Origin of the sequence: Blastococcus goldschmidtiae (genome assembly GCF_031845325.1) — a bacterium.
Taxonomy (GTDB): Bacteria; Actinomycetota; Actinomycetes; order Mycobacteriales; family Geodermatophilaceae; genus Blastococcus; species Blastococcus goldschmidtiae.
On sequence record NZ_JAVREI010000012.1, the window covers coordinates 34,156 to 59,919 of the forward strand.

Genomic DNA, 25,764 nt, shown 5'->3' on the forward strand with positions numbered 1-25,764 from the left:
CGACCTGGGTCACGCCGGAAGCCTGTCGCCGCGCGAGAACCGGCGGCGGGTGTCCCGTCGACCGGTCGGGGAACGGTCGGTGAACAGTGGTGGGAAGGCCGTCACCAGCGCCCGCCACGCTCGATGGTCGGTACGTGACCACTGCCCGGATCACGGGCCGGCCATGACGGGACCGCCCGAATGTCGGCGTCCACCGCTGCCCCGCTGAGCGTGCACCCGGCCGGGCGGGCCCACGCCCGAGGCATCAGCCGGCCAGCAGCTTAGCCTTCTGGGCGGCGAACTCCTCGTCGGTCAGGATGCCGGCGTCGCGCAGCTCGCCCAGCTTCTTGAGCTACTCGACCATGTCGATCTGCGGCGGCGGAGCGGGGGCCGGGGCGGCTTGTGAAGCCGTCGCCCCGTACGGCACACCCGGCGTCATGTTGTGCACGTAGGTCGACTGCCGCTCCATCGTCTTCTTCGACCGCGCCTCGCTCACCAGCGGCGCCAGCAGGTCGAGCACCGCGTACGGGCCCTCGACGTCGTCCAGCACGACCTGGCCGGTCGTCGTCCCCTCCACGTTCCTGCTCAGGTCGAACATGTCGGTGCTCGCTCCGTAGGCGGCGTCCTCCAGGACCAGGACGACGTCACCGATGTCGTTGCCGCGCTGCCAGACTGCCTGGCGGACGTCCATGTCCTTGATCGACCACAGCGGCACGCTCTCGGTGCGGGTGCCGAGCAGGCCGCTCTCGATCCAGACCCGGTCCTTGGTGATCCGGTAGCGGGCCTTGGCGACGCCGGTCGCGCTGGTGGCGGCGTTCCTGCTCTCGCCGAACCAGAGCGTGGTCGGGTCGTTGGCCCACTGCTCGGTGCGCTTGGCGTTCTGCTCGGCCAGCTTCTGCTTGCCCTGCTCAACCATCGCCTTGCCCTGGTCGGCGACCTGCTTCAGGCGGTCCTTCCACCCCAGCTTCAGGCCCGGGGACGCCGCTGCGGGGGGAGGGGGCACGGGTGGCGGAGCCATCGCGGCGGCCGGTGCGGGCAGCTCCGACGGAGGCGGGTCCTGTCCCTGCGTCCCCTGGTCGGACACGTGCTCGGTCCAGGCCGAGCCGTTCCAGTAGCGCAGCTCGTGGGCGCCGGCGGGGTCGGGCAGCCAGGCGGCGTCGGCCATGGTCGTCTCCTGTCGTCACGGACGGGCGGCGACAGGATGCCAGCGCGGTGGCCTGCGTGGAGCCCCTCCGGGCGCGGGAGGTCAGCGGAGGCGGCGGGCGGCGGCGCTGAGCGTGCGCGCGGTCAACCGGCCGTCAGCCAGCCCCAGGTCGACGACGTCGTCGAAGACGCCCTGGTCGGTCGCGGCGGCCCGGAAGGCGGCGTCCATGATCCGCGGCCACCGGCTCACCAGGGAGGCCGCCGAGGAGTGCCGCAGGTGCCGGCCCAGCCGCCGGTGCAGCGCCTGCCGGTAGGCCCGCCCGGCCGCGGGCCCGGACACCGCGGCCGCGCCGGCGAGCGCGCCCGAGAGGACGGCGTAGAAGATCCCCTCGCCGGTCAGCGGATTGATCAGCGACGCCGCGTCGCCGGCCAGCAGCACCCGCCCGTCGGGTTGCCGCGGCCGCTGGGTGGACAGCGGCAGACGATGCGCGCGCAGCCCCTCGGGCTCGACCCCGGGCAGCAGCCGGTGCAGGCCCTCGACCAGCGCGGTCCGGCTCGCGCCGGCGGAGACGAGCTCCCCGTAGCCGACGTTGGCCCGGCCGTCGCCGAGTGGGAACGACCACGCGTAGGCCGGCCAGCGCTGCTCCGTGGTGGCGATGACCTGCACGCCGCGCTGCCCGGGGAGCTCCGGTGCGTAGCCACGCAGGGCCACCGCCATCCGGTCGGGCCGGTTGGGTGCCAGCCCCAGCCCCCTGCGGACGACGGACTCCGCGCCGTCGGCACCGATCACCACGCCCGCGGTGCACACGTCGTCGACCTCGACGCGGTCCGGGTGCACCGTCAGCCGCCGCACCTGGTGCCGGCCCAGCTCCGCACCGCCGGCGACGGCGGCGTCGAGGATCCGGGCGTCCAGCACCTTCCGCGGCACCACGTGCGCGGGACGGCGCATCGCCCGCTCCACGGCGGCCCCGCCGGGGGAGCGCAGCCGGAGCCGGGGCACGGGGGCGAAGCCGTCGGTGAGCGCGGCCGGCTCCACGCCGAGGCGCTGCAGCACGTCGAGCGCCTCGGGGGCGATGCCGTCGCCGCACACCTTGTCGCGCGGGAAGTCCGCCCGGTCCAGGAGCAGCACGCGGGTGGCGGGAGCGGCCCGCCGGGCGGCCAGTGCCGCGGCCGCGCCCGCCGGCCCGGCGCCCACGACGACGACGTCCCAGTGCTCCACGGCACCGACGCTAGGCAGTCGGCGCGGTCACCGCCCGGCCGGGGTCCGTGGTCAGGACGACGACGGGGCGGTCCACTTGCGCGCCGGGTGCTCGTAGCCCTCGACGAACCGCAGCAGCTCCGCGGCGTCGTGCACCACGCCGAGCGCGTCCAGCCGGGCGGCGTCGAGGTAGCCGTCGTCGACCATCCGGCGCAGCTGGTCCACCAGGGGCTGCCAGAACCCGTCGACGTCGACCAGCGCCGTCGGCTTGGCGTGCAGCCCGAGCATGCCCCAGGTCCAGGCCTCGAACAGCTCCTCGAGGGTGCCCGCGGCGCCGGGCAGCGCGACGAACGCATCCGACAGCCCGGCCATGACCGCCTTGCGCTCGTGCATCGTCTGCACGATCTCCAGCCGCGGCAGGCCGGCGTGCGCGACCTCGTCGTCCACCAGGTGCTGCGGGATCACGCCGATGACCTCGCCACCGGCGGCCAGGGCGGCATCGGCGACGACGCCCATCAGCCCGACGTTGCCGCCGCCGTAGACGATGCCGACCCCGGCGCGTGCCAGGTCGGTGGCGAAGGCGGCCGCCGCGTCGGCGTGCGCCGCCGGTCCGGTGTGCGAGCCGGTGAAGACGGCGACGCGCATGGGGTCGGGCTCCTTCGTGTCGCCGTCGACCCCGTCCCGAGGGGGACGGGGTCCTTCCTCAGCCGCCGTAGTAGCGGTACACCGGCTCCGCGATGCAGACCGGCTTGTCACCGCCCTCGCGCTCGATGACGCAGGAGAAGGTGAGCTGCTTGCCGCCGGCGATGTCCTCGATGCCGGCCAGCGTCGCGGTCAGGCGCACCTTGGCGCCCACCGGGACCGGGGAGGGGAAGCGGACCTTGTTCAGCCCGTAGTTCACGCCCATCACCGTGTCGGTCACCCGCAGCACCCCGCCGAACAGCGGCACCAGCAGCGACAGCGTCAGGTAGCCGTGGGCGATCGGGCCGCCGAAGGGGCTCTCCTTCGTGGCGCGCTCCGGGTCGACGTGGATCCACTGGTGGTCGCCGGTGGCGTCGGCGAAGAGGTTCACGTGCTCCTGCGTCACCTCGTACCACTCGCTGGTGCCCAGCTCCGTGCCGACGAGTCCGGGCAGCTCGGCCATGGTCGTGGTGGTGCTCATCGAGAGGTCCTCCGTCGGGGGCGCGCGGGCGTTGTCCCCCTGGAACCTACGTGTTCACCCGGAGCGGCCCGGCGCGGTGGGGTTCACTGGGCTCGTGTTCTCGTCCACCGACGGCTGGACCTCCTGCGCCCTGGGGCACAAGCACTGGGGCCGGGCGGGCGCGGCCGGTCTGTTCCTGCACCGCGACGGCGCTGCCGGCCCGGAGGTGCTGCTGCAGCACCGCGCCCTGTGGTCGCACCACGGCGGCACCTGGGGCACGCCCGGCGGCGCGCTGCACGCCGGCGAGCCGGCGCACGTCGGCGCGCTGCGCGAGGTGCAGGAGGAGCTGGGGCTGACTCCCGACGACGTCGTCCTGGGCGCCCGGTCGGTCGACGACCACGGCGGCTGGGCCTACACCACCGTCCTGGCGCGCCCGGCGCGGCCGATCGACCCGCGCGAGCTGCGCCTGGACGGCGAGAGCGACGGCGTGGCCTGGTGGCCGGTCGCCGAGCTGTCCGCCGTCGACCTGCATCCGGGACTGGCGGCGTCGCTGGACCGGCTGCGCCCGCTGCTGGTCGCGGCGGTACCGCATCCCGGGGGAACACGCCGGACGGAGGAGTAGGGCGGGGAAGGTGTGGGCAGGTGCCCCGCAGGCCCCCGTCCCGCATTCCCCAGGAGCCGTCCTTGTCGCGCCACGCCGCACCCGAGCCCGCGCCGCCGGTCGCGCGCGCCGCCGGCGCCACGGCCTCCTCCGGCGGCAGGTCGAGGAGGGCCTACGCCCGGGCCCTGCTGCTGCTCTCGTTGCTGTGCGCCGCGCTGCTGGTCGCGGCGCCTGTGGCCATCGTGCGGTCCACCACCTCGCCGGAGAGCGCCGGCCAGGAGGCCGAGGTCTTCACCGGTCCCGACACCGATCCCGGCACGGGCGCGGGCGGCACCGGCTCCGGGTCCGGTGGGGACGGGAACCCGGCGGACGCGTCGGACGGCACCGGCGACGGCGACGGTGACGGCGACGGTGGCGCCGCCCCGGTCGCCGGCACGGCTCCGGACGGACCGGTCCCCTCCGCTCCCGAGGTGCCGGCGCTGGACCCGGCGGCCGCCGTCGGTGCCCCGCGGGAAGCCGCCTCGCGCCCCGGCTCGTCGGGTGGCGCTCCGGGATCCGCGGGGGGCGGGAACGGCGGGGCGGGCTGGACCGCGGGCACGAACGGCGGCACGCCGGGCGCCGCCCCGCCTGCGGGCCGTCCCGCGCCGCAGGCGGGCCGTCCGGCGGAGCAGCCCGGCACCCGGCCGATCGAGGTCCTGCCGAGCAAGCCCGCGCCGGCGCCGAACCGGCCGGCGGCGAACCCGCCGCCCAGCAACCAGCCCAGCAACCCGCCGCCCAGCAACCCGGCGCCCGGCAACCCCCCGCCGAGCAAGCCGGCGCCGCCCCCGCCCCCACCGGTCCAGGAGCAGCCGCAGCCCAAGCCGCAGCCGCAGCAGCCCGCGCCGAAGCCGACCGAGCCCGCGACCGACGCCGAGGGCGCCTCCTGCCCCTGCACGGTCGTCGACGGCGTGCTGGTGAGCCTGTCGCGCCTCGTGGGCGGGCTGCTCGGCCGGTGAGGCGCCCGTTCGCGCCGGTGCGGCGCCGGGTTAGGTTCGCTGCATGAGCGCCCGCGACGACGTCTCCGAGACCTTCGACAGCTCCGCGTGGCGGCCGGTCGACGGGTTCGACTTCGCCGACATCACCTACCACCGGGCCGTCGACGCCGGCGTCGTCCGCATCGCCTTCGACCGGCCCGAGGTGCGCAACGCCTTCCGCCCGCAGTCGGTCGACGAGCTGATCACCGCGCTCGAGCACGCCCGGCTGTCCACCGACGTCGGCTGCGTGCTCCTCACCGGCAACGGCCCCAGCCCCAAGGACGGCGGCTGGGCGTTCTGCTCCGGCGGTGATCAGCGGGTGCGCGGCAAGTACGGCTACGAGCACGCGGGAGGGGATGGCGCGGGCGGGGGAGGACTGGGGCGGCTGCACATCCTCGAGGCGCAGCGGCTGATCCGGTTCATGCCCAAGGTCGTCATCTGCGTCGTCCCCGGCTGGGCGGCCGGCGGCGGGCACAGCCTGCACGTGGTGTCCGACCTGACCCTGGCCAGTGCCGAGCACGCCCGGTTCAAGCAGACCGACGCCGACGTCGGCAGCTTCGACGGCGGGTTCGGCTCGGCCTACCTCGCCCGGCAGGTCGGGCAGAAGTTCGCCCGCGAGATCTTCTTCCTCGGCGAGGAGTACTCGGCCGCTGACGCGCACGCCATGGGCATGGTGAACCGCGTCGTCCCCCACGCGGAACTGGAGGCCACCGCCCTGGAGTGGGGGAAGAAGATCGTCGCCAAGAGCCCCACCGCCCAGCGGATGCTCAAGTACTCGTTCAACCTGATCGACGACGGGCTGGTCGGCCAGCAGCTGTTCGCCGGCGAGACCACCCGGCTGGCCTACATGGCCGAGGAGGCCGTCGAGGGCCGGGACGCCTTCCTGGAGAAGCGCGACCCGGACTTCACCCGGTTCCCCTGGCACGTCTGAGGAGGAGAACATGATCGTCGAGGTGGTCACGGGCGCCGACGAGCGCCCCGAGGCGCGGGTGGTCGACATCGACGACCTGAGCCGGTGCGTCCTGGCGCTGGGTCAGGTCACCGACGAGGAGGCCGCCGAGGTCCTGGAGCGCTCCGGTCTCGGCCGGATGCAGGACGCCGGCACCGCGCAGCTGGATGCCGCGGCCCTGCGCGCCGCCGCCGAGCCGCGGGCCACCGCGGCCGACTGGACCGCGCAGTGGGACGAGATGGTCGCGCGGGCCCGGAGCGAGGGCCGGCTGTCCGACGACGGCGCGAGCATCCGCGTGCAGGTGCAGCCCGCCGCCGGCGCCTGACGCGGGGCGTGGGCCGGCCGCGGTGGCGGGACCGAAACGGCCGGTAAGAGGCGCGCTCGAGGTCATTGTGGTGATTCCACCGACGGGGCCAGTATGTCGCGGTGCAGACGATCAGCCACCGCGGAGGCCTCACGTGACCGGTACCCCGGGGCGCCCGCTGAGCGCCGAGTTGTCCGAGCAGCTCCTGGCGGTGGCCGTCGAGATCCTGGCCGAGGAGGGCTGGGGCCGGCTGAACAGCGACCGCGTCGCGGCCCGCGCCCACGCCGGCAAGGCCGGCATCTACCGCCGTTGGCCGACGATGGCCGCGCTGGCCCACGCGGCGGTGGGCCGCTTCCGCCTGGTCGCGACGCCGGAGGGCACCGGCTCGATGCGCGGCGACCTGCGGGCGCTCGCCGACCGGTGGACGACCCCGCTGGACCGCGAGGAGCGCGCCGCGGCCAGCATCGTGGGCGCCGCACGCTACGACTCGCAGCTGCGCGCGGGCCTGGAGGAGGCGCTGGTGCAGCCGCTGGCCCAGGCGGTGACCGCCATCGGCGAGCGGGCGGAGGCGCGGGGCGAGCAGATCGACGCCGACCGGCTGGCCCTGCTCTACTCGGTGCTCGAGGCGTTCTGGTGGCAGCGCTTCACCGCTGCGGGTGACGGCGCGATGCTCGCCGAGCAGGTGGAACGGGTGGTCGACGAGGTGCTCTGCCCGCTGGTGGAGCCCGAGGACCTGCGCGTCGCCGTCTGACGCCCGGGCCGGCCGGTCAGCCGGCCTGACGGTCCCCGGGCAGCTCCCGGGCCGGCGTGATCATCCCGTGGAAGGTGCCGGAGCCGGCCTGCATGTGGGCCAGCAGCCGGTCGCCCAGCACCTCGACGGTGGCGGCGACCTCGGCCGGCGCCATCCCCTGGGCCACGCGTACCCGGTTCTCCACGATGAGCACGCGCACCGCGGCCAGCCAGATCGCGGCGGTCAGCGGAGCAGAGATCACCGGGTCCAGCGGCGCGCGCTCGCCGCCGTCCTCGGGGTCCTGCCAGGCGGCCAGCAGGGCGTCGGACAGCCGGTGCTCGGCCTCGAAGACCAGCTTCCGCTCGAAGGTGCGCAGCGTGTCCGAGGCGTCGAGGGTGGCCCGGTAGCAGCGCTCCTCGGGGCCGTCGAGCGAGCTGAGCTGGCCGGCCATGAACTCCAGCAGGTGGGCGCGCAGGGCCGACAGCGGGCCGACGCCGGGCGCGCGGTGGCGCACCGCGTCCGCCACGCCCTCCACCCACGGCACGCGGCCGTCGAAGAAGAGGTCTTCCTTGCTGGCGAAGTGGTTGAACACCGTCTGGACGGCGACGTCGGCCTCGCGTGCGACGTCGGCGATGGTGACGGCGTCGAACCCCCGCGAGGCGAACAGGCGGTGCGCGGTGGTGCGGACCAGCTCCCGCGTCAGGGCCTTCTTCTGCGCGCGACGGTCGACAAGATCACTCACTGTGTCAATGCTAGCCACCGAAAGTACTCGGCGCATCGTTACCGAGGCGATCCGTATCTCTTTCCGGCGCACCTGCTGCGGCCCAGTCCGCGAACACGGCCCGCGCCCACGAGTCGACCAGCACGTCCAGGTCGATGACGTCCAGGTCGGCGGCGACATCGGCGATCGTCGTCGTCCACGCGGAGGGTGGCCCGGACGGGCGGGTGGGGGCGGCCGCGCCCAGCGCGGTGCCCAGCTGCGCCAGCGCGGCCGACAGCCGTGCCGGTTCGGCGGCGACCGGGTGCTGGGCGTCGTAGGCGGCATCGGCGAGCCGGGCCGTCGCCACCGCACCGGCGTCGGCGGAGGCCTCCTCGCGCGGGCCCCGCAGGGTCACGTCGAACAGCCGGGTGCACGACGGCGAGGCGCCGGGGTGCGCCGCGACGTCGCCGTCCACCGGTGCCAGGACGGCGCCGCAGCCGGGGCACGCCTCGGTCGCGGGGGCGGGCTCGGGGAGCGGAGCGGCGGGCACCCGCGCGATGGTGCCGTACCGGGGAGCCGTGCGCGGTACGGACGGGGTCCGGCGAGGGGGACGCCGTGCGTGCAGGATGGGCGCCACGTGCGAGGCGGGACCCGAGGAGTGGTGGAGTGCGGACCAGAGCAGCGGTGATGCGGGAGCCGGAGGCCGACTGGGAGATCGTCGAGCTGGACCTGGTCGACCCCGGTCCGGGCGAGGTGCTGGTCGAGATGGCCTTCGCCGGCATGTGCCACTCCGACGAGCACCTCCGCCACGGCCCCGGGGTGCGCCCCATCGTCGGCGGGCACGAGGGCTCCGGCGTCGTGCAGGCCGTGGGGGCGGGCGTCACCTCCGTGGCGCCGGGCGACCACGTGATCACCAGCTTCCTGCCGGCCTGCGGGCACTGCCGGTACTGCGCCCGCGGGAAGTCCAACCTGTGCGACAAGGGCGCCACCATCGGCACCGGGCAGCTCCCGTCGGGGACGTTCCCCTTCCGGCTGGACGGCGAGCCGCTGGGCGGCTTCTGCATGGTCGGGGCCTTCGCCCGGCACTCCGTGCTCAGCGAGTTCTCCTGCGTGCGGATCGACCCCTCGGTGGCGCTGGACACCGCGGCGCTGCTCGCCTGCAGCGTGCCCACCGGATGGGGTTCGGCCGTCTACTCGGGCGGGGTGCGGCCCGGGGACACCGTCGTCGTGGTCGGGCTCGGTGGCGTGGGCGTCAACGCGGTGCAGGGCGCGGTGCACGCCGGCGCGCTGCACGTCATCGGCGTCGACCCGGTGGCCATGAAGCGCGAGTTCGCCGAGTCCCTCGGGGCGACCCGCACGGTGGCCGGCGCCGACGAGGCAGCCGACCTCGCCCGCAGCCTGTCCCGCGGCACGGGTGCCGACGTCGTCGTCCTCACCGTCGGGAAGCTGACCCCCGAGTCCTACGCCGGGGCCATGTCGTGCCTGGGCAAGGCCGGGACGCTGGTGCTCACCGCGCTGCCCGACGAGAACAAGGACGGCAGGCTCGCCCTCAACGGGCCGATGGCCACGGTGTACGAGCAGCGGATCCAGGGTTCGCTGTACGGCTCGTGCAACCCGCGCACCGACATCCCCCGGCTGCTCCAGATGCACGAGGAGGGCCGGCTGGAGCTCGACCGGCTCATCACCCGCCGGTACTCCCTCGACGAGCTCAACCAGGGGTACCGCGACCAGGCGGCCGGCGAGATCGTCCGCGGCCTGCTCGTGCACGCCGACTGAAAGCGGCGCCGGCTGGGCAGCCCGGGCGCATGAGTTCTCCGCGCATCGCCGTCCTCGACGTCGACGGCACCCTCGTCGACACCAACTACCAGCACGCGCTCGCCTGGTACCGGGCCTTCCGGTCGCAGGGGGAGACGTTCCCGATCTGGCGCATCCACCGGCTGATCGGGATGGGCGGTGACCAGCTCGTGGCCGCGCTCGGCGGGGACGACGTCGAGCGCCGGATCGGCGAGGCCGCCCGCGAGCGCTGGGTCGAGGAGGTCGACCCGATGATGGGTGAGACGGCGCTGCTGCCGGGCGCCCGGGAGCTGATCGTGGCGCTCAAGGACCGAGGGCACCGCGTCGTGCTGGCCAGCTCGGGCAAGCCGCACCACGTCGACCGCGCGCTGGACCTGCTGGAGGCACGCGACCTGGCCGACGCGTGGACCACCAGCGACGACGTCGAGAACACCAAGCCCGCGCCGGACCTGCTGCAGGTGGCGCTGACGAAGCTGGGGGAGCCGGTGGACGCCCCGAGCGTCGTCGTCGGCGATTCGGTCTACGACGTCGAGGCGGCGAAGAACGCGGGGATGCCGGCGGTCGTCGTCCGCTCGGGCGGCTTCGGCGACGACGAGCTGCGCGACGCCGGCGCCGTCGCCGTGTACGACACCCCGGCCGATCTCGTGGCAGCCCTGGACGACCTCGACCTGCGCTGAGCCGCCCGGCACGGGCCCGGCGGCCCCGACCCGGCCGGCCCGGCTCAGGAGGCGGCGGAGTTCCCGCGGCCGAGACGACGCAGCAGCTCGTCGGGGTGGTCGGTGATGACGGCGTCCACCCCGAGCCGGTGCACCAGGTCCATGTCGCCGGGCCGGTTCACCGTCCAGACGTGGATCTCCTTGCCGGCCGCGTGCGCGTCGGCCACGAAGCCGGGGTCCGCGCGGATCAGCCCGATCCCCGGGCCCATCGCCGTCGCGTTGCCCAGCAGCAGCTCCCGCCGGACGGCCCGCAGCCGCTTGCCGATCAGCTGCACCGTGGGCACGCCGGGCGCGAGCTCGGTCATCCGGCGGACGGCGAGCTGGGAGAAGCTCATCATCCGGACGGCGGGGCGGCCGGCCCACTCGACCGGGCGCCCGTTGCCGAGCAGCCCGTACCGGCGCAGGGACCCGACCAGCGCCTCCTCGACCTTGCGGCTGTGCCGGGTCGGGTGCTTGGTCTCGATGGCCAGCCGCAGGGAGCCCGGCGTCGCGGTGATGTACTCGAGCAGCCGGTCCAGGGTGAGCACCAGCCCGTTCTCGACGTCCGGCTCGTCGGTCACCGACACGATCTCGTCGTCGGCCCAGCGCTGCCGGCCCCGGGGGCGGCGGGCACCGAACTGGAACTGCTCGAGCTCGGCCAGGTGCAGGGCCGAGACGATGCCGCGCCCGTTGGAGGTGCGGCGCACCCGCCGGTCGTGCACGCAGACGAGCACGCCGTCACGGGTCAGGCGGACGTCGCACTCGACGGCGTCGGCACCGACGGCGGCCGCCTGGCGGTAGGCCGCGAGCGTGTGCTCGGGGGCTTCGGCGGTCGCGCCGCGGTGGGCGACGACCTCGACGGCGGTCACCGGGGCGGGGCGGGAGGAGCGACGAGCACCGGGGAATCCTCCCTCGGCCGCCGCCGCTCCCGCGACAGGAGCGCCGATGGCGCAGGTCAGCCGGCCAGGATGGCGGCGCGGGCCTGGTACTCGGGGACGGTCGCCATCGGCGGCCGCTCGTCCAGGGCCACGGCCGTGCTGCGGGGCACGAACCCCGCGCCGTCGTGCCGGAACTGGGTGAGCAGCCCACCGGCGGCCGGCGCGGACCCGGCCCGGGCGAGCACCGTGGAGACGACCTGCCCGGCCATCGCACCGAGCGCCTCCTGGCTCTGCGAGGTGTGCCGGCGGACGCCGAGGTCGACCTGGGCGAGCCCGCCGAGCCCCACCAGCTCCAGCAGGTCGACCAGCAGCCCGATCTCGACGCCGTAGGCGCCGGCGAAGGGCACCTGCTCCAGCGCGGACCGCCGGCCGGCGTACTCGCCGCCCAGCGGCTGCACGAAGCCGGCGAGCTCGGGCCACAGGGCGTTGAGCAGCGGCCGCGCGGTCAGCTCGGTCACCCGGCCACCGCCGGACGGGACGCTGACCCCGTCGATCTCCAGCGGCCGGGTGTAGCAGCCCTTCACGTACTGCACGTGCGGATCGGTCAGCAGCGGCCCGAGCAGCCCGGGGACGTAGTGGCTGACGTCGCCCTTAAGGTCGGAGTCGAGGAAGACGACGAGGTCGCCGGTGGTGACCGCCAGGGACTTCCACAGCGCCTCGCCCTTGCCGGGCCGGGTGCCGTGCGAGATGAGCACGTCGGTGGTGGCGACGACCTCGGCGCCGGCGGCCCGGGCGACGGCGGCGGTCGCGTCGGTGGAGTCCGAGTCGACGACCACGAGCTCGTCGACCAGCCGGGTGCGGTGCATCCAGCGCTCGGCGATGTCGGAGACCAGCAGCCCCACCGTCGCCTGCTCGTTGCGGGCGGGGAGGACGACGCTGACGCGCGAGCCGCTGCGCCGCTTGGCGGAGATCAGCCCGTCGACGTCGATGGCGTCGAGGGAGGGCGCGGACGTGGTGCGGCCGCGGAACCAGGCTCGGGCATCGGGTCGCATCGCCTCACTGTCGACGACGATCCCGGTTCGCACCACTGCCCTGTGAGGGTGTTCACCCGCCGGTCCCGGGCCCGTCGCCGCGGCGTCACCGCATTACGGCGTCCGGGGCTCAGTGGCCCTGGCGCTCCCGGTAGCGGGCGGCGCGCCGGGCCGCGGCCGCCCGGCGGCGGACGCTGTCCTCCGCGTGGCGCGTGCGGGCGGCTTCCTCGCGCACCGCCGTGGCGGTGCCCACGGAGTAGCCGGCCTGCTTGACCCGGTGCTCGGCGGCCTCGGGCATGTAGGCGACCGAGTAGAACATCCCGAGCAGGAGCCCGCCGAACGCGGCCATCCCGCGGATCCAGAACTCGCCGGGCAGGAGGAGTAGCACCAGCCCGATCGGCACCATCATCTGCACGAACGCGCGGGCCATGTGCCGCACGACCCAGGAGCGCGTCGTCGTGTCGTGCAGGACCCAGGGGCTGAACCGCTCCGGCAGTCTGCCGCCCAGCGCGTACCAGAGCCACCACAGCGGACCGGGCCGGCGCAGCGCCGCACCGGCACTGCCGGTTCCTGCTCGATCCTCGGCCACGGTCGCCTGCCTCTCCGGTCCCGCTCATTGTGACCACCCGGCGGTCGGGCGCCCGCGAGGGCCGGAACGGCGTCCCGGCGGGTCAGACGGCGGCGGCGAGCAGGTCGGCGACGTCCTCGGGACCGAGGTCGTGCGGCAGCGCCCGCCCCTGCAGCAGTCGGACGCCCGCGGTGGTCGCGGCCTCGTGCATCTCCGGGGAGCTGATGCCGCCGGCGACGACGTCGATCCCGAAGCCGTCGGTCGTCCGCACGATCGCGGCGAGCACCTGCCGCGCGTGGCCGAGGTCCTGGGCGGCGGCGAGCCGGCCCAGGTCCACGCGGACCAGGTCGAGGGAGATGCGGGCGAGCTGGGCGTAGAGGCTGTAGCCCATGCCGTAGTCGTCCAGGCAGAGCCGGACGCCGCTCGCGCGGATCGCCTCGAGCTCGCCGACCAGGGCGGCCGGCGCGGTCAGCAGCGTCTCCTCGGTGAAGGAGACGACCAGCCGGGCGGGCTCCAGCCCGCTGTCGGCGAGGGCGGCGGCCACCTCGGCGGCGAGCCCGTCGACGGTCACGTGCCCGGCGGGCAGGCTGACGACGACGCCGACGCGCGGGTCGGGCAGCTCGGCGGCGGCGGCGCAGGCGTGCTGGATCACCCATCGCTGCAGGTCGGCGCTGCGGCCGTGCCGCTCGGAGGAGGTCCAGATGTCGGCCCCGTCCAGGGTGCCGAGCTCCGCGTGCGACCACGCGGGCAGCGCGTGCACGAGCTCGAGGCGGTGGTCGGGCCCGAAGGCGCCGTCCAGCCGCAGCCGCATCGCGCCCTCCGCCCGGCGCTCGTAGTAGTCCGCCACCGGGACGCGGTTCTCCTCGCGGTCGGCGCCGGCGATCCGGATGCAGCCCTTGCCGGCGGCCTTGGCGGCACGCAGCGCGGCGTCGGCCTCGCGGAAGGCGAGCTGCCCACCGCCGGATCCGAGGACGCCGATGCCCACGCTGGCGCCGACGGCGAAGACGGCGCCGTCGACGCGGTAGGGCAGAGCCATCACCTGCACGATGCGGGTGGCCACGTCCTCGGCGTCGGCGAGGGTGCCGGTCACCACGACGGCGAACTCGTCGCCACCGAGGCGGGTGACCAGGTCGGTGTCGCGGACCACGGTGTGCAGCCGGCGGGCGACCTCGACGAGGAGCTGGTCACCGGCCTCGTGGCCGGCGCGGTCGTTGACCGCCTTGAAGCCGTCCATGTCCAGCACCAGCAGGCAGCGCTCCGCCGAGGTGGTGGCGCCGAGCTCCTGGAACAGCACGGCGCGGTTGGGCAGCCGGGTCAGGTGGTCGGTGTAGGCCATCCGCTCCAGCTCGCGCTCGCGGCGACGGCGGGAGGTGACGTCGCGCAGGTACAGCACGCGCCGTCCGCTGCCGGGCCGCTCGGAGCAGGTGGCCTCCAGCTCGCGCGGTTCGCCGTCGGCACCCAGGACGCCCAGGAGCAGCGGGGAGCGGGTACCGGCGGGGGAGTCCTCCGTCGCAGCGCGGAGTGCGGTCCGATCCTCGAGCCGGACGAGCTCCATCAGGGTGACGTCCTCGGCGCCCTCGCGGCCGCCGTCGATGCCCAGGAGGGTGCGGGCGGCGGGGGAGGTGAACAGCAGCCGGTAGTTCCCGTCCATGATCGCGATGCCGTCGGAGCTGGCCTCGATCAGCTCGCGGAAGTCCTCCTCGGCGCGCACGAGGTCCTCGGTCAGCCGGCGGTCCTCGCGGATGCGCAGCACCAGCCGCAGCGCCATGAGCGCGAACACGGCGCAGCAGCCGAGCGCGGCGGCTCCCGACAGCGGCTGGTCAGCGGCCAGCGCCAGGCCCAGGGCCACCGGCAGGCCGGCCATCGCGAGGACCACGAGCGCCACGCCGGCGGTGCCGACCACGGGGGCCGAGGCGCGGGCGGTGCGGTCGGCCGTCCGCAGGGGGGCCCGGTGGACCGCCAGCGCGGAGAGCAGCAGGGCGGCGGCGACGGCGAGGTCGGAACCCGCGGTCCACAGCGGGGAGGGGGCCACGATCCCCATGGCCTCGCAGGCCGACCCCGTCGCCTGGGCGGCGACCGCGCCGATCATGGTGGTCGCAGCGGAGCGCAGCGCCTGGGTGGAGACGGCGCACAGCGCGCCCGCACCGCCGAGCAGAACGGCCGTGCAGCCGCCGTGGACGAGCACGAGCGCGCGCAGGTCCCCGGGCGTGCCGGCCGGGTCCAGCAGCGGCGTCCGCAGCAGCTCGGTGATGACCAGCAGCGCGGTCGTGGTGAGCAGGCCGTCGACGATCAGCGCCGACCACCGGGTGCGGATGACCCGCCGGGCCAGCAGGGCGCAGGTGATCAGCGGCGTGGTGGCGCCGGCGAGGAAGACGACGTCGTCGGCCCCGAACCCGTCGAACGCCGGCCCCGGGAAGAGGCCGGCGAGGAACTGGGCGACGGCGACGCACAGGGCGCCGACCACCGGCGGCCACCAGGGGCGCGCGGCGACGCGGTCCATGAGCCGGATGCGTCGGAACGCCATCCACGCGCTGCCGAGGGCGATCGAGCCCAGCACGAGCGCGTCCCACTGCATGCCCGTGCCGTCCGGAGCGCTGTACGGCACGGCGAACGCCAGCCCGACCAGCCCGAGCGCCAGGGTCCACCCGAGCCCGCGGGGCAGGCCGCTCACGGCAGGACGACCGGACCGCGGGCCCGCAGCGCGCTCGCGGCGAGCTCCAGGCCGTCGGCGAGCTGTGCGGTCTCCAGCGGGCGGGACAGCAGGAAGCCCTGCAGGTAGCGGTGCCCCATGTCGCGCAGCAGCGCCAGGGTGGCCGGGGTGTTGACGCCCTCGACGATGACGGGCAGCCCCAGGCTGGACCCGAGCTGCAGCACGGCCCGGCACATGGCGCGGCGGGCCGGGTCGTGCTCGACGTCGGCGAGGAAGTACTGGTCCATCTTGAGGACGTCGACGGGCATCCCGACCAGGTAGGCCAGCGAGGACCACCCGGTGCCGAAGTCGTCGACGGCGATGCGGACGCCGAGCCGGCGCAGGGCGGCGAGGTCCTCGATGACGTGCGCGTCGTCGAGCAGCACGGACTCGGTGATCTCCACGAGCAGCCGGGAGGGGTGCAGGCCGCTATCCGCGAGCGCGGCGAGCACGTCGGGGACCAGTTCGCCGCTGCGCACCTGGCGGGCGGAGACGTTGACCGCGACGTTGAGCGCGTCGGCCCCCGGCTGCCCGCCGTCCAGTGCGGCGACGGTGCGGCAGGCGTCGAGCAGCACCCAGCGGCCGACGGCGGTGATGAGCGCGGACTCCTCGGCCAGCGGCACGAACTCCACGGGGGAGATGTCGCCGAGCAGGGGGTGCCGCCAGCGCAGCAGCGCCTCGACGGTGACGGTGCGGTGCAGGACGGCGTCGACCACGGGCTGGAACACCAGCCGCAGCTCGCCGCGCTCCAGAGCGCCGTCCAGGTCGGCGCGCAGCGTGCTGCGCCGGTCCTGCTCGGTGCGCAGGGCGTCGTCGTACCGGTGCACGGAGCCGCTGCCGGCGCGGCGGGCGCTGCGCAGGGCGAGGTCGGCGCGGCGCAGGGCCTCGGCGGGCTCGAGGTCGGCGGAGAGCCGGCTGACGCCGGCCACCGCGGTAAGGGGCAGGGTGCCGGTCGTCGTGGCCAGCGGGCCGACCGTGGCGATCAACCGCTGCGCCACGGCCTCGGCGTCGGAGATGCTGCCCTGGACCAGGACGACGAAGTCGCCGTCGGTGCTGCGGGCCAGCCAGTCCTCGCCGCGCAGGGCGCGGGAGATCCGCGAGGTGAGCGCGCGCAGCAGCGTCGCCTCCTCGCCCGGGGAGAGCTCCTCGGTGCGGTCGACGCCGATCACCGCGATGGCGGCGCTGCGGTTGCGCGGCCCGCGCTGGACCGCGCTCAGGCGCCGCATCAGCGCGGTGCGGTTGGGCAGGCCGGTGACCGGGTCGGTGAGGGAGAGCTCGAGCAGCTCGGAGTCGGCGCCGGGGGCAGGGGCGCTGGGACTCACGTCGCGGCAGTGCAGGACGAGCGCACCGATCTCCGGGTCGCCGCGCAGGTCGCGCACGGTGGCCTGGACCAGCCGCCAGCGGCCGTCGCCCTGGCGGACGCGCGCGGTGCGGACGGCGGACTCGCCGTCGCCGTCGAGGGCGCCGAACAGGGCCGAGCGGTCGTCGGGGTGGACGGTGTCGCCGATGTGCACGCCGACGAGGTCGGGGATGCCGAGGCCGAGCAGCTCGCCGGCGGCGTCGGAGGCGAAGGTGATGCGCAGCGAGTCGTCGAGGATCACGACCGGGTCGACGCTGCTGCGCACCAGCGTGCGCAGCGAGCTCTGGCTGCGTTGCAGGGCGCCGGAGAGCCGGTGCTGGCGCCGCCACAGCAGGAGCTGGACGGTCAGCAGGGCGAGCAGTCCGCCGACGGCGACGACGACGCCGGACGGGGCGTCCAGGGCGAGCAGAGCGGCGACTCCCGGGGCGATCGCGAGCGCGGCTCCGGGCACCGCGAGGGCCCCGGTGCGTCCGCTGCGGGGCGGCGCTGGGGAGTGGACCGGGGACTGCCCCGGGCCGGACGCGGTGGTCACCCCTCAGTTCTCGGGAGCCGGCCGGCCCGGCTGCAGCCCGCCCGCACGTGTGCTCACCCCTTGGGGTCAGGGCGGCGCGGGACGGGGACGGCGGAAAAGACCGGCGGCGGGAGTGCGCCTAGGGTGCTGCGCCGTGGAGACGACGCCTGGGCCCATCCGCCCGGCCACGGCGGACGACGCGGCGGCGATCGCCGCGATCTACGCCCACTACGTGGAGCACAGCGTGGCCACCTTCGACCTGACGGCGCCCGAGCCGGGCTGGTGGACGGCGAAGCTCACGGATCTGGCGGCCGCCGGCTGGCCGTTCCTGGTCGCCGAGGACTCCGACGGGCTGGCCGGCTTCGGCTACGTGGCCCCGTGGCGGGGAAAGCCCGCCTACCGGCAGACCGTGGAGGACACGATCTACCTGGCGCCCGGGCGCACCGGGCGCGGTGCCGGCCGGGCGCTGCTCAGCGCCGTGCTGGACCGGGCGCGGGCGGCGGGTGCGCGGCAGGTGATCGCGGTGGTCGCCGACGGCGGCGATCCGTCGTCGGTCCGGCTGCACGCCGCGCTCGGCTTCGTCGAGGTCGGCCGGCTGCGCGCGGTCGGGTTCAAGCACGGGCGTTGGCTGGACACCCTGCTGCTGCAGGCGGACCTGACCTGACCGCTGGGATCTTGCGGATCCCTTGCGGAACCCTCCGGTCACCCATGCGCATGGGGCCCCAGGGTCGACGGCGAGACAGGAGCGGAACAGCCGCTCTGCGAGCCCGGGGAGTCCGAGCATGAGCACCACCACCAGCACCGCGAAGGTCGCCGGGTCGGTCGTCGTGGTCGGCGTCGCCGTGGCGGTGGCCGGTCTGAGCAGCTTCGGTCAGTTCACCGGCAGCACCGAGGCGGTCGACGCCGGCGTGGACACCGGGGTGCTCTCCATCGACGTGTCGGCTGCCGGCACCTCTGCACCGGTGCCCGTCACGACCGCCACGCTGATGCCGGGCGACGTGGGCTACTTCCCCATGGACCTGCGCAACGGTGGCACCGTCGACCTGTCATCGGTCACCCTGGTCTCGTCGGCCGCCGTCTCGAGCCGGCTCGACAGCGACCCGGTGCACGGGCTGCAGCTGGAGGTGGACACGTGCGAGACGGCATGGGTGCGTTCGGGTGCCGCCTGGTCGTGCGCCGCCGGGGCCGACCCGCTCTACGCCGGGCCGATCGCCGCCAGCGCCGAGCTGCTCGGCGCCCACAGCCTGGCGGCCGGTGCGACCGACCATCTGCTGGCCACCGTCTCCTTCCCGACCACCGGCGGCGACGCGATGCAGAACCAGAAGAGCACGCTCGAGTTCGTGTTCACCGCCGCCCAGCGCGACGGCGGCAGCCGCTGATCTCGGTGGAGCGCCGGCCGGGGGACCGGCGCTCCACCGGCTCCATTCCGGCAGTTCCCATCGGGGCGACCACGGGGTGCCCCGATGGGAACTGTGACGGGTCGGGCGCGGTGCGCACCTCCCGTCACATCCGTCCCATCCCTCAGTCGTTCCCCCTGCACGGCCCGTAGCTTCGGCCCCTGCGACGAAGGGGGACGCCATGGAACACGGGCTGCAGCACCAGCCGGCCGAGGCCGTGCGGCGGTACCTCAGCATCGGGTTCTGGCTCGTGGCTGCCGGCGCCGCCGCCGCCCTCGGGCTGGACCTCGACGGCGACGTGCTGGTGTGAGCACGCCGACGAGAAGCCGAGCGGCCGCTCAGTCCTGGCCCGCCGTTCACCCGGAGGCCACGCCGGCGCGCTAGCCAGGGCGCATGACGCTCGCGCTCGTCGACTCCCCGCCGGCCCGCTCCGTTACGGTCGAGGGGTGCTTCGCTGGCTGTCCCTTGCGGTCGTTGCCGGTGTGCTGACGGGCTTCACGCTGCTGCTGGTGACGGGCGAATACATCAATGACGGCCCCGTGCTGATCCGCATGAGTGCCACGCGCGGACTTCATGTCGGAGACGCCTTCGTGCTCCTCGGATGGGCCGCATCCATGCTGGCCCTGGGTCGGCTGGTGACTCTGCCGGGGCAGCGCCACCGCTGACGGCCCTTCGAGCGGGCGTCTATCCGCGCGGTCGGGTAGGACTCAGGTATGGCCGCCGAGGAGCGAAGCCGGAGGACCCTCGGCACGAACCGAGAGGTCTGCAGCATCTGCGGGCACCAGGGCTTGGACATGGTTGAGTCGCGCCGGGTGCGCCGCGGCCGCCAGCTGATGCAGCCAGGTTGGGATCCCGATGTGCGCCGCTACAACCAGTGCCCAGGATGCGGTTCCAGGCAGGGCCTGGAGGGCGGTCGACACCGCGCCTGACGACGCATCCCAAACCGCTTCTCGGTGCGAGCATCAGGCATGGAGTGGTGGATGTGGGCGCTCGGGTGGGCTGCGGCGGCGGTGGCCCCGGGGTCCAGATCGGCCGCGGGGCCCGCAGAGCGGAGCGCAACGACTGGGCGCGGCGCGGCCGGCCCGAACGGCGCGGCCAGCGTCGGCCTCCTCCGGTGGACCCCCAGGACTGAGCGCCCCTCGCGAACTGCACGCGAAGGCCATAGAGCTTGTGCCCACGCGTCTCACCCAGCGCCACGCTCATGCTCTCGCTGTTGCAGCGAACCGGGTACCAGGCCGGCTAGGTGAAGATGACCAGAAAGCTCAGTCTCGGCACTGGGCGGACGTCGTCTTCTGCCTATCCATCTGGGTCCCGCGCGGTGCGGCAGGGCGCCGCCTGGCTCAATCCCCGGTGGAACGCGTCGCCGCGCACGCACGACCTGTGCCGGGATGGCGGGGCCAAGCACCGGACGGAGGGCGGCCGGCGGATCTGACCGCCGTCGCCGGGCCGGATCCCGGAGCCGGTGGCAGCATGAGCCGGGTGAAGACCTGGCTCGACAGCTGGCCGGTGTACCGGCAGCTCACCGGCTCGGACCCGTTCGGGCGCGGCAAGGCGGCGCGCAGCAAGGGCACCGAGGCGACGGTGTCGCGCACGGCCACCGCGGACAGGGTCGTGAAGAGCGTCTGCCCGTACTGCGCCGTCGGCTGCGCGCAGAACGTGTACGTGAAGGACGAGAAGATCGTCCAGATCGAGGGCAACCCCGACTCGCCGGTCAACCGCGGGCGGCTCTGCCCCAAGGGCAGCGCCAGCAAGCAGCTGGTCACCAGCCCGACCCGGGTCACCACGGTCAAGTACCGCCGTCCGTTCGGGACGGAGTGGGAGGACCTCGACCTCGACACGGCGATGGAGATGATCGCCGACCGCGTCCTGGAGGCCCGGAAGAAGGGCTGGCAGGACGAGGACGGCGGCAAGCGCGTCAACCGCACCATGGGGATAGCGAGCCTCGGAGGGGCGACCCTCGACAACGAGGAGAACTACCTCATGAAGAAGCTCTACAGCGCCATGGGCGCCATCCAGATCGAGAACCAGGCGCGCATATAGCACTCCTCCACGGTGCCCGGTCTGGGTGCCTCGTTCGGTCGTGGTGGCGCCACGAACACCCAGCAGGACCTCGCGAACGCCGACTGCATCGTCATCGAGGGCTCGAACATGGCCGAGTGCCACCCGGTGGGCTTCCAGTGGGTGGCCGAGGCCAAGGCGCGCGGCGCGAAGGTCATCCACATCGACCCGCGGTTCACCCGGACCAGCGCGATCGCCGACCTGCACGTGCCGCTGCGGATGGGCAGCGACATCGCCTTCCTCGGCGGTCTGATCAGGTACGTGCTCGACAACGAGCTGTACTTCGAGGAGTACGTCACCGCCTACACGAACGCCGCGGCGCTGATCGGTGAGGAGTTCGTCGACGCGGAGGACCTCGGCGGCCTGTTCTCCGGCTTCGACCCGGAGACCAGCACCTACGACGAGACCAGCTGGCAGTACGACCTCGAGGAGCCGCCGCAGTCGGACGCCGACGACCCGGCCGAGGCCGCGGAGCAGGACCGGACCGACGATGCGCCGTCGGTCACCAGGTCAGACCGCGCGCAGGCAGCCGGCAGTGGCGGGCCGCCGATCCCGGGCAAGCCCAAACGCGACGAGACGCTGCAGCACCCGCGCTCGGTCTTCCAGATCCTCAAGCGGCACTACGCCCGCTACACGCCGGAGATGGTGTCCGAGGTCTGCGGCATCGAGCCCGAGGTGTTCGAGCAGGTCGCGAAGTGGGTCACCGAGAACAGCGGCCGCGACCGGACGACGGCGTGGGTCTACTCGGTGGGCTGGACGCAGCACAGCGTCGGCGCGCAGTACATCCGCACCTGCTCGATCCTGCAGCTCCTGCTCGGCAACATCGGCCGTCCCGGCGGCGGGATCATGGCGCTGCGCGGCCACGCCAGCATCCAGGGGTCGACCGACATCCCGACGCTGTACAACATCCTGCCGGGCTACCTGCCGATGCCGCACGCACTGCAGCACGACGACCTCGACGACTACGTCGCCGACGCCGCCGGCAAGGCGGGCTTCTGGGGCCACAAGCGCGCCTACATGGTCAGCCTGCTCAAGGCCTGGTGGGGCGACGCGGCGACGGCGGAGAACGACTTCGCCTTCGACTACCTGCCCAGGATCAACGGCGACCACAGCTCCTACCGCACGATCGCCGACATGATCGAGGGGAAGGTCTCGGGCTACTTCCTGGTCGGGGAGAACCCCGTGGTGGGGCACCCGAACGGCCGGATGAACCGGTTCGGCCTGGCCAACCTCGACTGGCTGGTCGTCCGTGACCTGCAGATGATCGAGTCGGCGACCTTCTGGCACCAGGCGCCGGAGATCGAGACCGGCGAGCTGTCCCCCGACTCGATCGGCACCGAGGTCTTCTTCATGCCCGCGGCGACGCACGTGGAGAAGGAGGGCACCTTCACCCAGACCCAGCGGATGCTGCAGTGGCGGGACAAGGCGGTCGAGCCGCCGGACGACGCGCGCAGTGACCTCTGGTTCTACTTCCACCTGGGCCGCATCCTCCGCGAGCGGCTGAAGGACTCCACCGACCCGCGCGACCGCCCGCTGCTGGACCTCACCTGGGGCTATCCGGTGCACGGCGAGCGGAACGAGCCGGACGCCGACGCGGTGCTGCGCGAGATCAACGGCACCGGCCCCGACGGTCAGCTGCTGAACTCCTACATGCAGATGAAGGACGACGGCTCGACCAGCGGCGGCTGCTGGATCTACACCGGCGTCTACGCCGACGGCGTCAACCAGGCCCGTCGCCGCATGCCGGCGGCCGAGCAGGGCCCCGCGGCACCGGAGTGGGGCTGGGCCTGGCCGCTCAACCGCCGCATCCTCTACAACCGCGCCTCGGCCGATCCCGACGGCAAGCCGTGGAGCGAGCGTAAGCAGTACGTGTGGTGGGACGAGGACGCCGGCGAGTGGACCGGACTGGACGTCCCTGACTTCGAGAAGAACAAGCGTCCCGACTACGTGCCGCCCGACGATGCGCGGGCGCAGGACGCGCTGCGCGGCGACGACCCGTTCGTCATGCAGGGCGACGGCAAGGGCTGGCTCTACGCGCCCGCCGGACTGGTGGACGGGCCGCTGCCGACCCACTACGAGCCGGCCGAGTCCGTCGTCGAGAACGCGCTGTACGAGGTGCAGGCGAACCCGACGATCGAACGCATCCCCGGCCCGTGGAACCGGGAGAACCCCTCGCGCAGCGACGTCTTCCCGTTCCAGGTGACCACCTACCGGCTCACCGAGCACCACACCGCGGGGGCGATGAGCCGCACGCTGCCCTATCTGGCCGAGCTCCAGCCGGAGTTCTTCGTCGAGGTGAGCCCGGAGCTCGCCCGCCTGCGCGGCCTGACCAACGGCGAGTACGCCACGCTGGTCAGCGCCCGGACGGCGATCGAGGCGAAGGTGCTGGTCACCGAGCGGATGCGGCCCATCAGGCTGCGCAACGGCACGGTCGTGCACCAGATCGGCATGCCGTACCACTGGTCCTACAGCGGCATCTCCACCGGGGATTCCGCCAACGACCTGCTCGGGATCGTGCTGGACGCGAACACGCACATCCAGGAGGACAAGGTCAGCACCGCCGACATCGTGCCGGGACGACGCCCGCGCGGGCCTGCGCTGCTCGAGTTCGTGGAGTCCTACCGGCAGCGGGCCGGGGTGGCCTCGGGCCGCGTGGGGCTCAACGGCCGCGACCCGGTGGCGGCCGAAGCCGGAGAAGGGTCGACCCAGACATGACCTCCATCAGCTCGGCGAGCGCAGCGTTCACCGGCCGCGACCCCGGAAACCGGCTCTACGGCCCGGTGCCCGACGTGACGGAACAGTCCGGCTACACCGACGAGCACCCCGCGCGCGTGGGGTTCTTCACCGACACGTCGGTGTGCATCGGGTGCAAGGCGTGCGAGGTGGCCTGCAAGGAGTGGAACACCCTGCCGATGGACGACTCGCACGGTGTGCGGGACGCGATCGGCCTGTCCGGGATGTCCTACGACAACACCGGCCAGCTGGGCGCCAACTCCTGGCGGCACGTGGCGTTCATCGAGCAGAGCCGTGCGGTGGACCTGCCGATGCCGACCTTCGGCCGGCCGGGCGACGACCGGCAGGGCTCCGGCCCGTCGGTCTCCGGGTGCGGCGACCACGACAGCACCGCGAAGGCGCAGGCCAGCGTGCTCAACGTCGAGGCGCTGAGCGAGTTCGATCCGCAGACCGGCCAGAGCGGCGCGGACAAGCAGGTGCGGTGGCTGATGAGCTCCGACGTCTGCAAGCACTGCACGCACGCCGGCTGCCTGGACGTCTGCCCGACCGGGGCGCTGTTCCGCACCGAGTTCGGCACCGTGGTGGTGCAGGGCGACATCTGCAACGGCTGCGGCTACTGCGTCGCCGCCTGCCCCTACGGCGTCATCGACCAGCGCAAGGACGACGGCCGGGTCTTCAAGTGCACGATGTGCTACGACCGGCTGACCGACGGGCTGCAGCCCGCGTGCGCCACGGCCTGCCCCACGCAGTCGATCCAGTTCGGCGATCTCGACGAGCTGCAGGCCCGCGCCGACGCCCGGCTGGCGACCCTCAAGGACCAGGGCGTGGAGACGGCGCGGCTGTACGGCCGCGACGAGAGCGACGGCGTCGGCGGGGTCGGGGCGTTCTTCCTGCTTCTCGACGAGCCGGAGGTGTACGGGCTGCCGCCGGACCCGATCGTGACCACCCGCGACCTGCCGGCCATGTGGAAGGCGGCCGGTCAGGCCGCGGCGATGATGATCGGGGTCGCCGTCACGGCGATCCTCGGCTCGCGGAGGCGTTGATGGCCGGGGGAGGGCGCTCGTGACCGGCGGGATCACCAGCCCGGGCGCGGGGTGGCGCCAGGCCGACCGGGGCCCGGCGACGCAGCAGCCGGCCAGGAAGCGCCGCAAGCGCGGTGGCGGTCGCGGCCGCGGCGAGGTCGCCATGGTCGACGACGTCGAGTTCACCTCGTACTACGGCCGGCAGATCGTCAAGACGCCGGTGTGGAAATCGCCCGACGTGCCGCTCTACCTGTTCCTCGGGGGAGCGGCCGGCTCGTCGGCGATCCTCGGTGCGCTGGCCGACGTCACCGACCGTCCGGCGCTGACCCGCACCGCCCGGCTGACCGCCGGCGGCGGATCGATCCTGTCGGTGGTGTTCCTCATCCACGACCTGGGCCGGCCCGAGCGGTTCCTGCACATGCTGCGGGTGTTCAAGGTGACCTCGCCGCTGTCGGTGGGCACCTACATCCTGGCGCCGTTCAGCGCGGCGGCCGGGGCGACGGCGGCGGTGGAGCTGCTGGGCTGGTTCCCGCGGCTCAAGCGCTTCGGTGGCGCGGTGGCCGCCGTGTTCGGGGGGCCGCTGGCCACCTACACCGGCGTGCTGCTGGCCAACACCGCGGTGCCGTCGTGGCACGAGTTCCACAGCAAGCTGCCGTTCGTCTTCGGCGGCTCGGCGATGGCGGCCGGTGGGGGCATCTGCATGGCGCTGACGCCGGTGGGGGAGGCGGAGCCGGCGCGGAAGATGGCGATCCTCGGCGCCGGCATCGAACTCGCCGTTATTCGCGGGATCGAGGGCAGCGACCGCATCGAGGCCGAGCCGTACCACGAGGGGCGCCCGGGGAAGTTCATGCGGGCCGCGCGGGCGTGCACCGCCGCCGGGGCGGGGTTGGCCGTCGTGGGCGGGCGCCGGCGGTGGGGTGCGGTTGCGTCAGGAACGCTATTGGCGGCCGGCTCGCTGCTCACCCGGTTCGGCGTCTTCGAGGCAGGCATCGCCAGCACCAAGGACCCGAAGTACATCGTCATCCCGCAGCGCGCGCGGATGGCCGCCCAGGTTGCCGACAAAGGCTTGTGGACGCTATGAGGCCGGCCGGAGTACCCACGTGGGATGCCGGCGCGCTTCCCAACTGCCCTCGAGGACCCAAGATTCGACGCCGCGTGTCGCTGGGTGCCCTGGCGGTAGCGCCGCGCGTCACCGGCCAAGGGCTCACCGGCCAGCGAGCCAGGAGAGGTCGGCTGCAGCCGGTCCGCGCGGTGTTCGCTGGCGTGGACA

General features: G+C 74.1%; 25 protein-coding genes and 1 pseudogene. 14 read left to right on the forward strand and 12 right to left on the reverse strand.

From position 1 onward, the window contains the following. Positions 1–244: 244 nt before the first annotated feature. The 5 genes from RM425_RS21680 to RM425_RS15585 all read right to left on the reverse strand — a co-directional run bounded on the left by RM425_RS21680 (position 245) and on the right by RM425_RS15585 (position 3,482). Positions 245–322, reverse strand: a complete 78-nt coding sequence (locus tag RM425_RS21680) for an SHOCT domain-containing protein (RefSeq protein WP_396137062.1) — start codon at positions 320–322, stop codon at positions 245–247. Positions 323–331: 9 nt separating this feature from the next. Next, a complete protein-coding gene (locus RM425_RS15570; RefSeq protein WP_311346129.1) occupies positions 332–1,144 on the reverse strand; it encodes a PH domain-containing protein in 813 nt (270 codons plus the stop codon). An 81-nt stretch (positions 1,145–1,225) separates the two neighbouring features. Continuing rightward, complete coding sequence (locus RM425_RS15575) at positions 1,226–2,341, reverse strand: NAD(P)/FAD-dependent oxidoreductase (RefSeq protein WP_311346130.1); 1,116 nt, start codon at positions 2,339–2,341, stop codon at positions 1,226–1,228. 51 nt (positions 2,342–2,392) lie between these two features. Further along, positions 2,393–2,965: an LOG family protein gene (locus tag RM425_RS15580; RefSeq protein ID WP_311346131.1), complete on the reverse strand. Its 573-nt coding sequence runs from the start codon at positions 2,963–2,965 to the stop codon at positions 2,393–2,395. Between the two features lie 58 nt (positions 2,966–3,023). Further along, positions 3,024–3,482, reverse strand: coding sequence for a MaoC family dehydratase (locus RM425_RS15585; protein ID WP_311346132.1), 459 nt, complete (start codon positions 3,480–3,482; stop codon positions 3,024–3,026). A 94-nt stretch (positions 3,483–3,576) separates the two neighbouring features. On the opposite strand from RM425_RS15585, the gene RM425_RS15590 reads away from it, so the two are divergent. From RM425_RS15590 to RM425_RS15610, 5 genes are all read left to right on the forward strand, one after another. Further along, complete coding sequence (locus tag RM425_RS15590; protein ID WP_311346133.1) at positions 3,577–4,083, forward strand: NUDIX hydrolase; 507 nt, start codon at positions 3,577–3,579, stop codon at positions 4,081–4,083. Positions 4,084–4,145: 62 nt separating this feature from the next. Further along, positions 4,146–5,057, forward strand: a complete 912-nt coding sequence (locus RM425_RS15595) for a hypothetical protein (RefSeq protein ID WP_311346134.1) — start codon at positions 4,146–4,148, stop codon at positions 5,055–5,057. 43 nt (positions 5,058–5,100) lie between these two features. Next, positions 5,101–6,006, forward strand: a complete 906-nt coding sequence (locus RM425_RS15600) for a 1,4-dihydroxy-2-naphthoyl-CoA synthase (protein ID WP_311346135.1) — start codon at positions 5,101–5,103, stop codon at positions 6,004–6,006. Between the two features lie 10 nt (positions 6,007–6,016). Next, positions 6,017–6,349, forward strand: coding sequence for a hypothetical protein (locus tag RM425_RS15605; protein WP_311346136.1), 333 nt, complete (start codon positions 6,017–6,019; stop codon positions 6,347–6,349). A 133-nt stretch (positions 6,350–6,482) separates the two neighbouring features. After that, entirely contained in the window at positions 6,483–7,079 is a 597-nt protein-coding gene (locus RM425_RS15610) for a TetR-like C-terminal domain-containing protein (RefSeq protein WP_311346137.1), read from the forward strand. Positions 7,080–7,095: 16 nt separating this feature from the next. Here RM425_RS15610 and RM425_RS15615 read toward each other — a convergent pair whose 3' ends face one another. Together RM425_RS15615 and RM425_RS15620 are read right to left on the reverse strand one after the other, a co-directional pair. Further along, entirely contained in the window at positions 7,096–7,800 is a 705-nt protein-coding gene (locus tag RM425_RS15615) for a TetR/AcrR family transcriptional regulator (RefSeq protein WP_311346138.1), read from the reverse strand. Positions 7,801–7,810: 10 nt separating this feature from the next. Beyond that, on the reverse strand, positions 7,811–8,308 hold the full coding sequence (locus tag RM425_RS15620) for a DUF5946 family protein (protein ID WP_311346139.1): 498 nt from the start codon (positions 8,306–8,308) through the stop codon (positions 7,811–7,813). 116 nt (positions 8,309–8,424) lie between these two features. Between RM425_RS15620 and RM425_RS15625 the strand changes: the two genes are divergently transcribed. Further along, on the forward strand, positions 8,425–9,534 hold the full coding sequence (locus RM425_RS15625; protein ID WP_311346140.1) for an NDMA-dependent alcohol dehydrogenase: 1,110 nt from the start codon (positions 8,425–8,427) through the stop codon (positions 9,532–9,534). A gap of 29 nt (positions 9,535–9,563) precedes the next feature. Beyond that, entirely contained in the window at positions 9,564–10,229 is a 666-nt protein-coding gene (locus RM425_RS15630) for an HAD family hydrolase (RefSeq protein ID WP_311346141.1), read from the forward strand. A gap of 44 nt (positions 10,230–10,273) precedes the next feature. Here the strand turns inward: RM425_RS15630 and RM425_RS15635 are convergent, their stop codons facing one another. The 5 genes from RM425_RS15635 to RM425_RS15655 form a co-directional block, all read right to left on the reverse strand. After that, complete coding sequence (locus RM425_RS15635; protein ID WP_311346142.1) at positions 10,274–11,116, reverse strand: glycerophosphodiester phosphodiesterase; 843 nt, start codon at positions 11,114–11,116, stop codon at positions 10,274–10,276. 86 nt (positions 11,117–11,202) lie between these two features. Then, positions 11,203–12,177 (reverse strand): glucosyl-3-phosphoglycerate synthase, encoded by a 975-nt coding sequence (locus RM425_RS15640; RefSeq protein WP_311346143.1) that lies wholly within the window; start codon positions 12,175–12,177, stop codon positions 11,203–11,205. Between the two features lie 109 nt (positions 12,178–12,286). Beyond that, a complete protein-coding gene (locus tag RM425_RS15645) occupies positions 12,287–12,745 on the reverse strand; it encodes a DUF5313 family protein (protein ID WP_311346144.1) in 459 nt (152 codons plus the stop codon). Positions 12,746–12,827: 82 nt separating this feature from the next. Further along, entirely contained in the window at positions 12,828–15,395 is a 2,568-nt protein-coding gene (locus RM425_RS15650; RefSeq protein WP_311346145.1) for a diguanylate cyclase domain-containing protein, read from the reverse strand. Then, a complete protein-coding gene (locus tag RM425_RS15655) occupies positions 15,392–17,305 on the reverse strand; it encodes a putative bifunctional diguanylate cyclase/phosphodiesterase (protein WP_311346146.1) in 1,914 nt (637 codons plus the stop codon). The genes RM425_RS15650 and RM425_RS15655 overlap by 4 nt, the downstream gene beginning before the upstream one ends. Positions 17,306–17,438: 133 nt before the next feature. Between RM425_RS15655 and RM425_RS15660 the strand changes: the two genes are divergently transcribed. The 7 genes and pseudogenes from RM425_RS15660 (at position 17,439) to nrfD (ending at position 25,575) form a co-directional block, all read left to right on the forward strand. Then, positions 17,439–17,948 carry a GNAT family N-acetyltransferase gene (locus tag RM425_RS15660; protein ID WP_311346147.1) on the forward strand — a complete coding sequence of 170 codons (510 nt, stop codon included), beginning with the start codon at positions 17,439–17,441 and terminating at the stop codon, positions 17,946–17,948. Between the two features lie 118 nt (positions 17,949–18,066). Continuing rightward, the gene (locus RM425_RS15665) at positions 18,067–18,663 is read left to right on the forward strand and encodes a hypothetical protein (protein ID WP_311346148.1); all 597 of its coding nucleotides are present in this window, start codon (positions 18,067–18,069) and stop codon (positions 18,661–18,663) included. Positions 18,664–18,862: 199 nt separating this feature from the next. Continuing rightward, on the forward strand, positions 18,863–18,991 hold the full coding sequence (locus RM425_RS15670; RefSeq protein ID WP_311346149.1) for a hypothetical protein: 129 nt from the start codon (positions 18,863–18,865) through the stop codon (positions 18,989–18,991). Positions 18,992–19,127: 136 nt separating this feature from the next. Next, positions 19,128–19,346 carry a hypothetical protein gene (locus tag RM425_RS15675; protein ID WP_311346150.1) on the forward strand — a complete coding sequence of 73 codons (219 nt, stop codon included), beginning with the start codon at positions 19,128–19,130 and terminating at the stop codon, positions 19,344–19,346. 805 nt (positions 19,347–20,151) lie between these two features. Continuing rightward, positions 20,152–23,454, forward strand: a pseudogene (gene fdh, locus RM425_RS15680) (formate dehydrogenase). After that, positions 23,451–24,515 carry a 4Fe-4S dicluster domain-containing protein gene (locus RM425_RS15685; protein ID WP_311346151.1) on the forward strand — a complete coding sequence of 355 codons (1,065 nt, stop codon included), beginning with the start codon at positions 23,451–23,453 and terminating at the stop codon, positions 24,513–24,515. Before fdh ends, RM425_RS15685 begins: the two are co-directional and overlap by 4 nt. A gap of 19 nt (positions 24,516–24,534) precedes the next feature. After that, the gene (gene nrfD, locus RM425_RS15690) at positions 24,535–25,575 is read left to right on the forward strand and encodes an NrfD/PsrC family molybdoenzyme membrane anchor subunit (protein WP_311346152.1); all 1,041 of its coding nucleotides are present in this window, start codon (positions 24,535–24,537) and stop codon (positions 25,573–25,575) included. Positions 25,576–25,764 lie beyond the last annotated feature (189 nt).

What these genes read in the sequence shown, in the direction of transcription:
- RM425_RS15585 (WP_311346132.1), bottom strand. Translation starts at nt 3,482, where the DNA reads ATGAGCACCACCACGACCATGGCCGAGCTGCCCGGACTCGTCGGCACG.
- RM425_RS15570 (WP_311346129.1), bottom strand. Translation starts at nt 1,144, where the DNA reads ATGGCCGACGCCGCCTGGCTGCCCGACCCCGCCGGCGCCCACGAGCTG.
- RM425_RS15665 (WP_311346148.1), top strand. Translation starts at nt 18,067, where the DNA reads ATGAGCACCACCACCAGCACCGCGAAGGTCGCCGGGTCGGTCGTCGTG.
- RM425_RS15670 (WP_311346149.1), top strand. Translation starts at nt 18,863, where the DNA reads ATGGAACACGGGCTGCAGCACCAGCCGGCCGAGGCCGTGCGGCGGTAC.
- RM425_RS15580 (WP_311346131.1), bottom strand. Translation starts at nt 2,965, where the DNA reads ATGCGCGTCGCCGTCTTCACCGGCTCGCACACCGGACCGGCGGCGCAC.
- RM425_RS15605 (WP_311346136.1), top strand. Translation starts at nt 6,017, where the DNA reads ATGATCGTCGAGGTGGTCACGGGCGCCGACGAGCGCCCCGAGGCGCGG.
- RM425_RS15630 (WP_311346141.1), top strand. Translation starts at nt 9,564, where the DNA reads ATGAGTTCTCCGCGCATCGCCGTCCTCGACGTCGACGGCACCCTCGTC.
- RM425_RS15600 (WP_311346135.1), top strand. Translation starts at nt 5,101, where the DNA reads ATGAGCGCCCGCGACGACGTCTCCGAGACCTTCGACAGCTCCGCGTGG.
- RM425_RS15640 (WP_311346143.1), bottom strand. Translation starts at nt 12,177, where the DNA reads ATGCGACCCGATGCCCGAGCCTGGTTCCGCGGCCGCACCACGTCCGCG.
- RM425_RS15685 (WP_311346151.1), top strand. Translation starts at nt 23,451, where the DNA reads ATGACCTCCATCAGCTCGGCGAGCGCAGCGTTCACCGGCCGCGACCCC.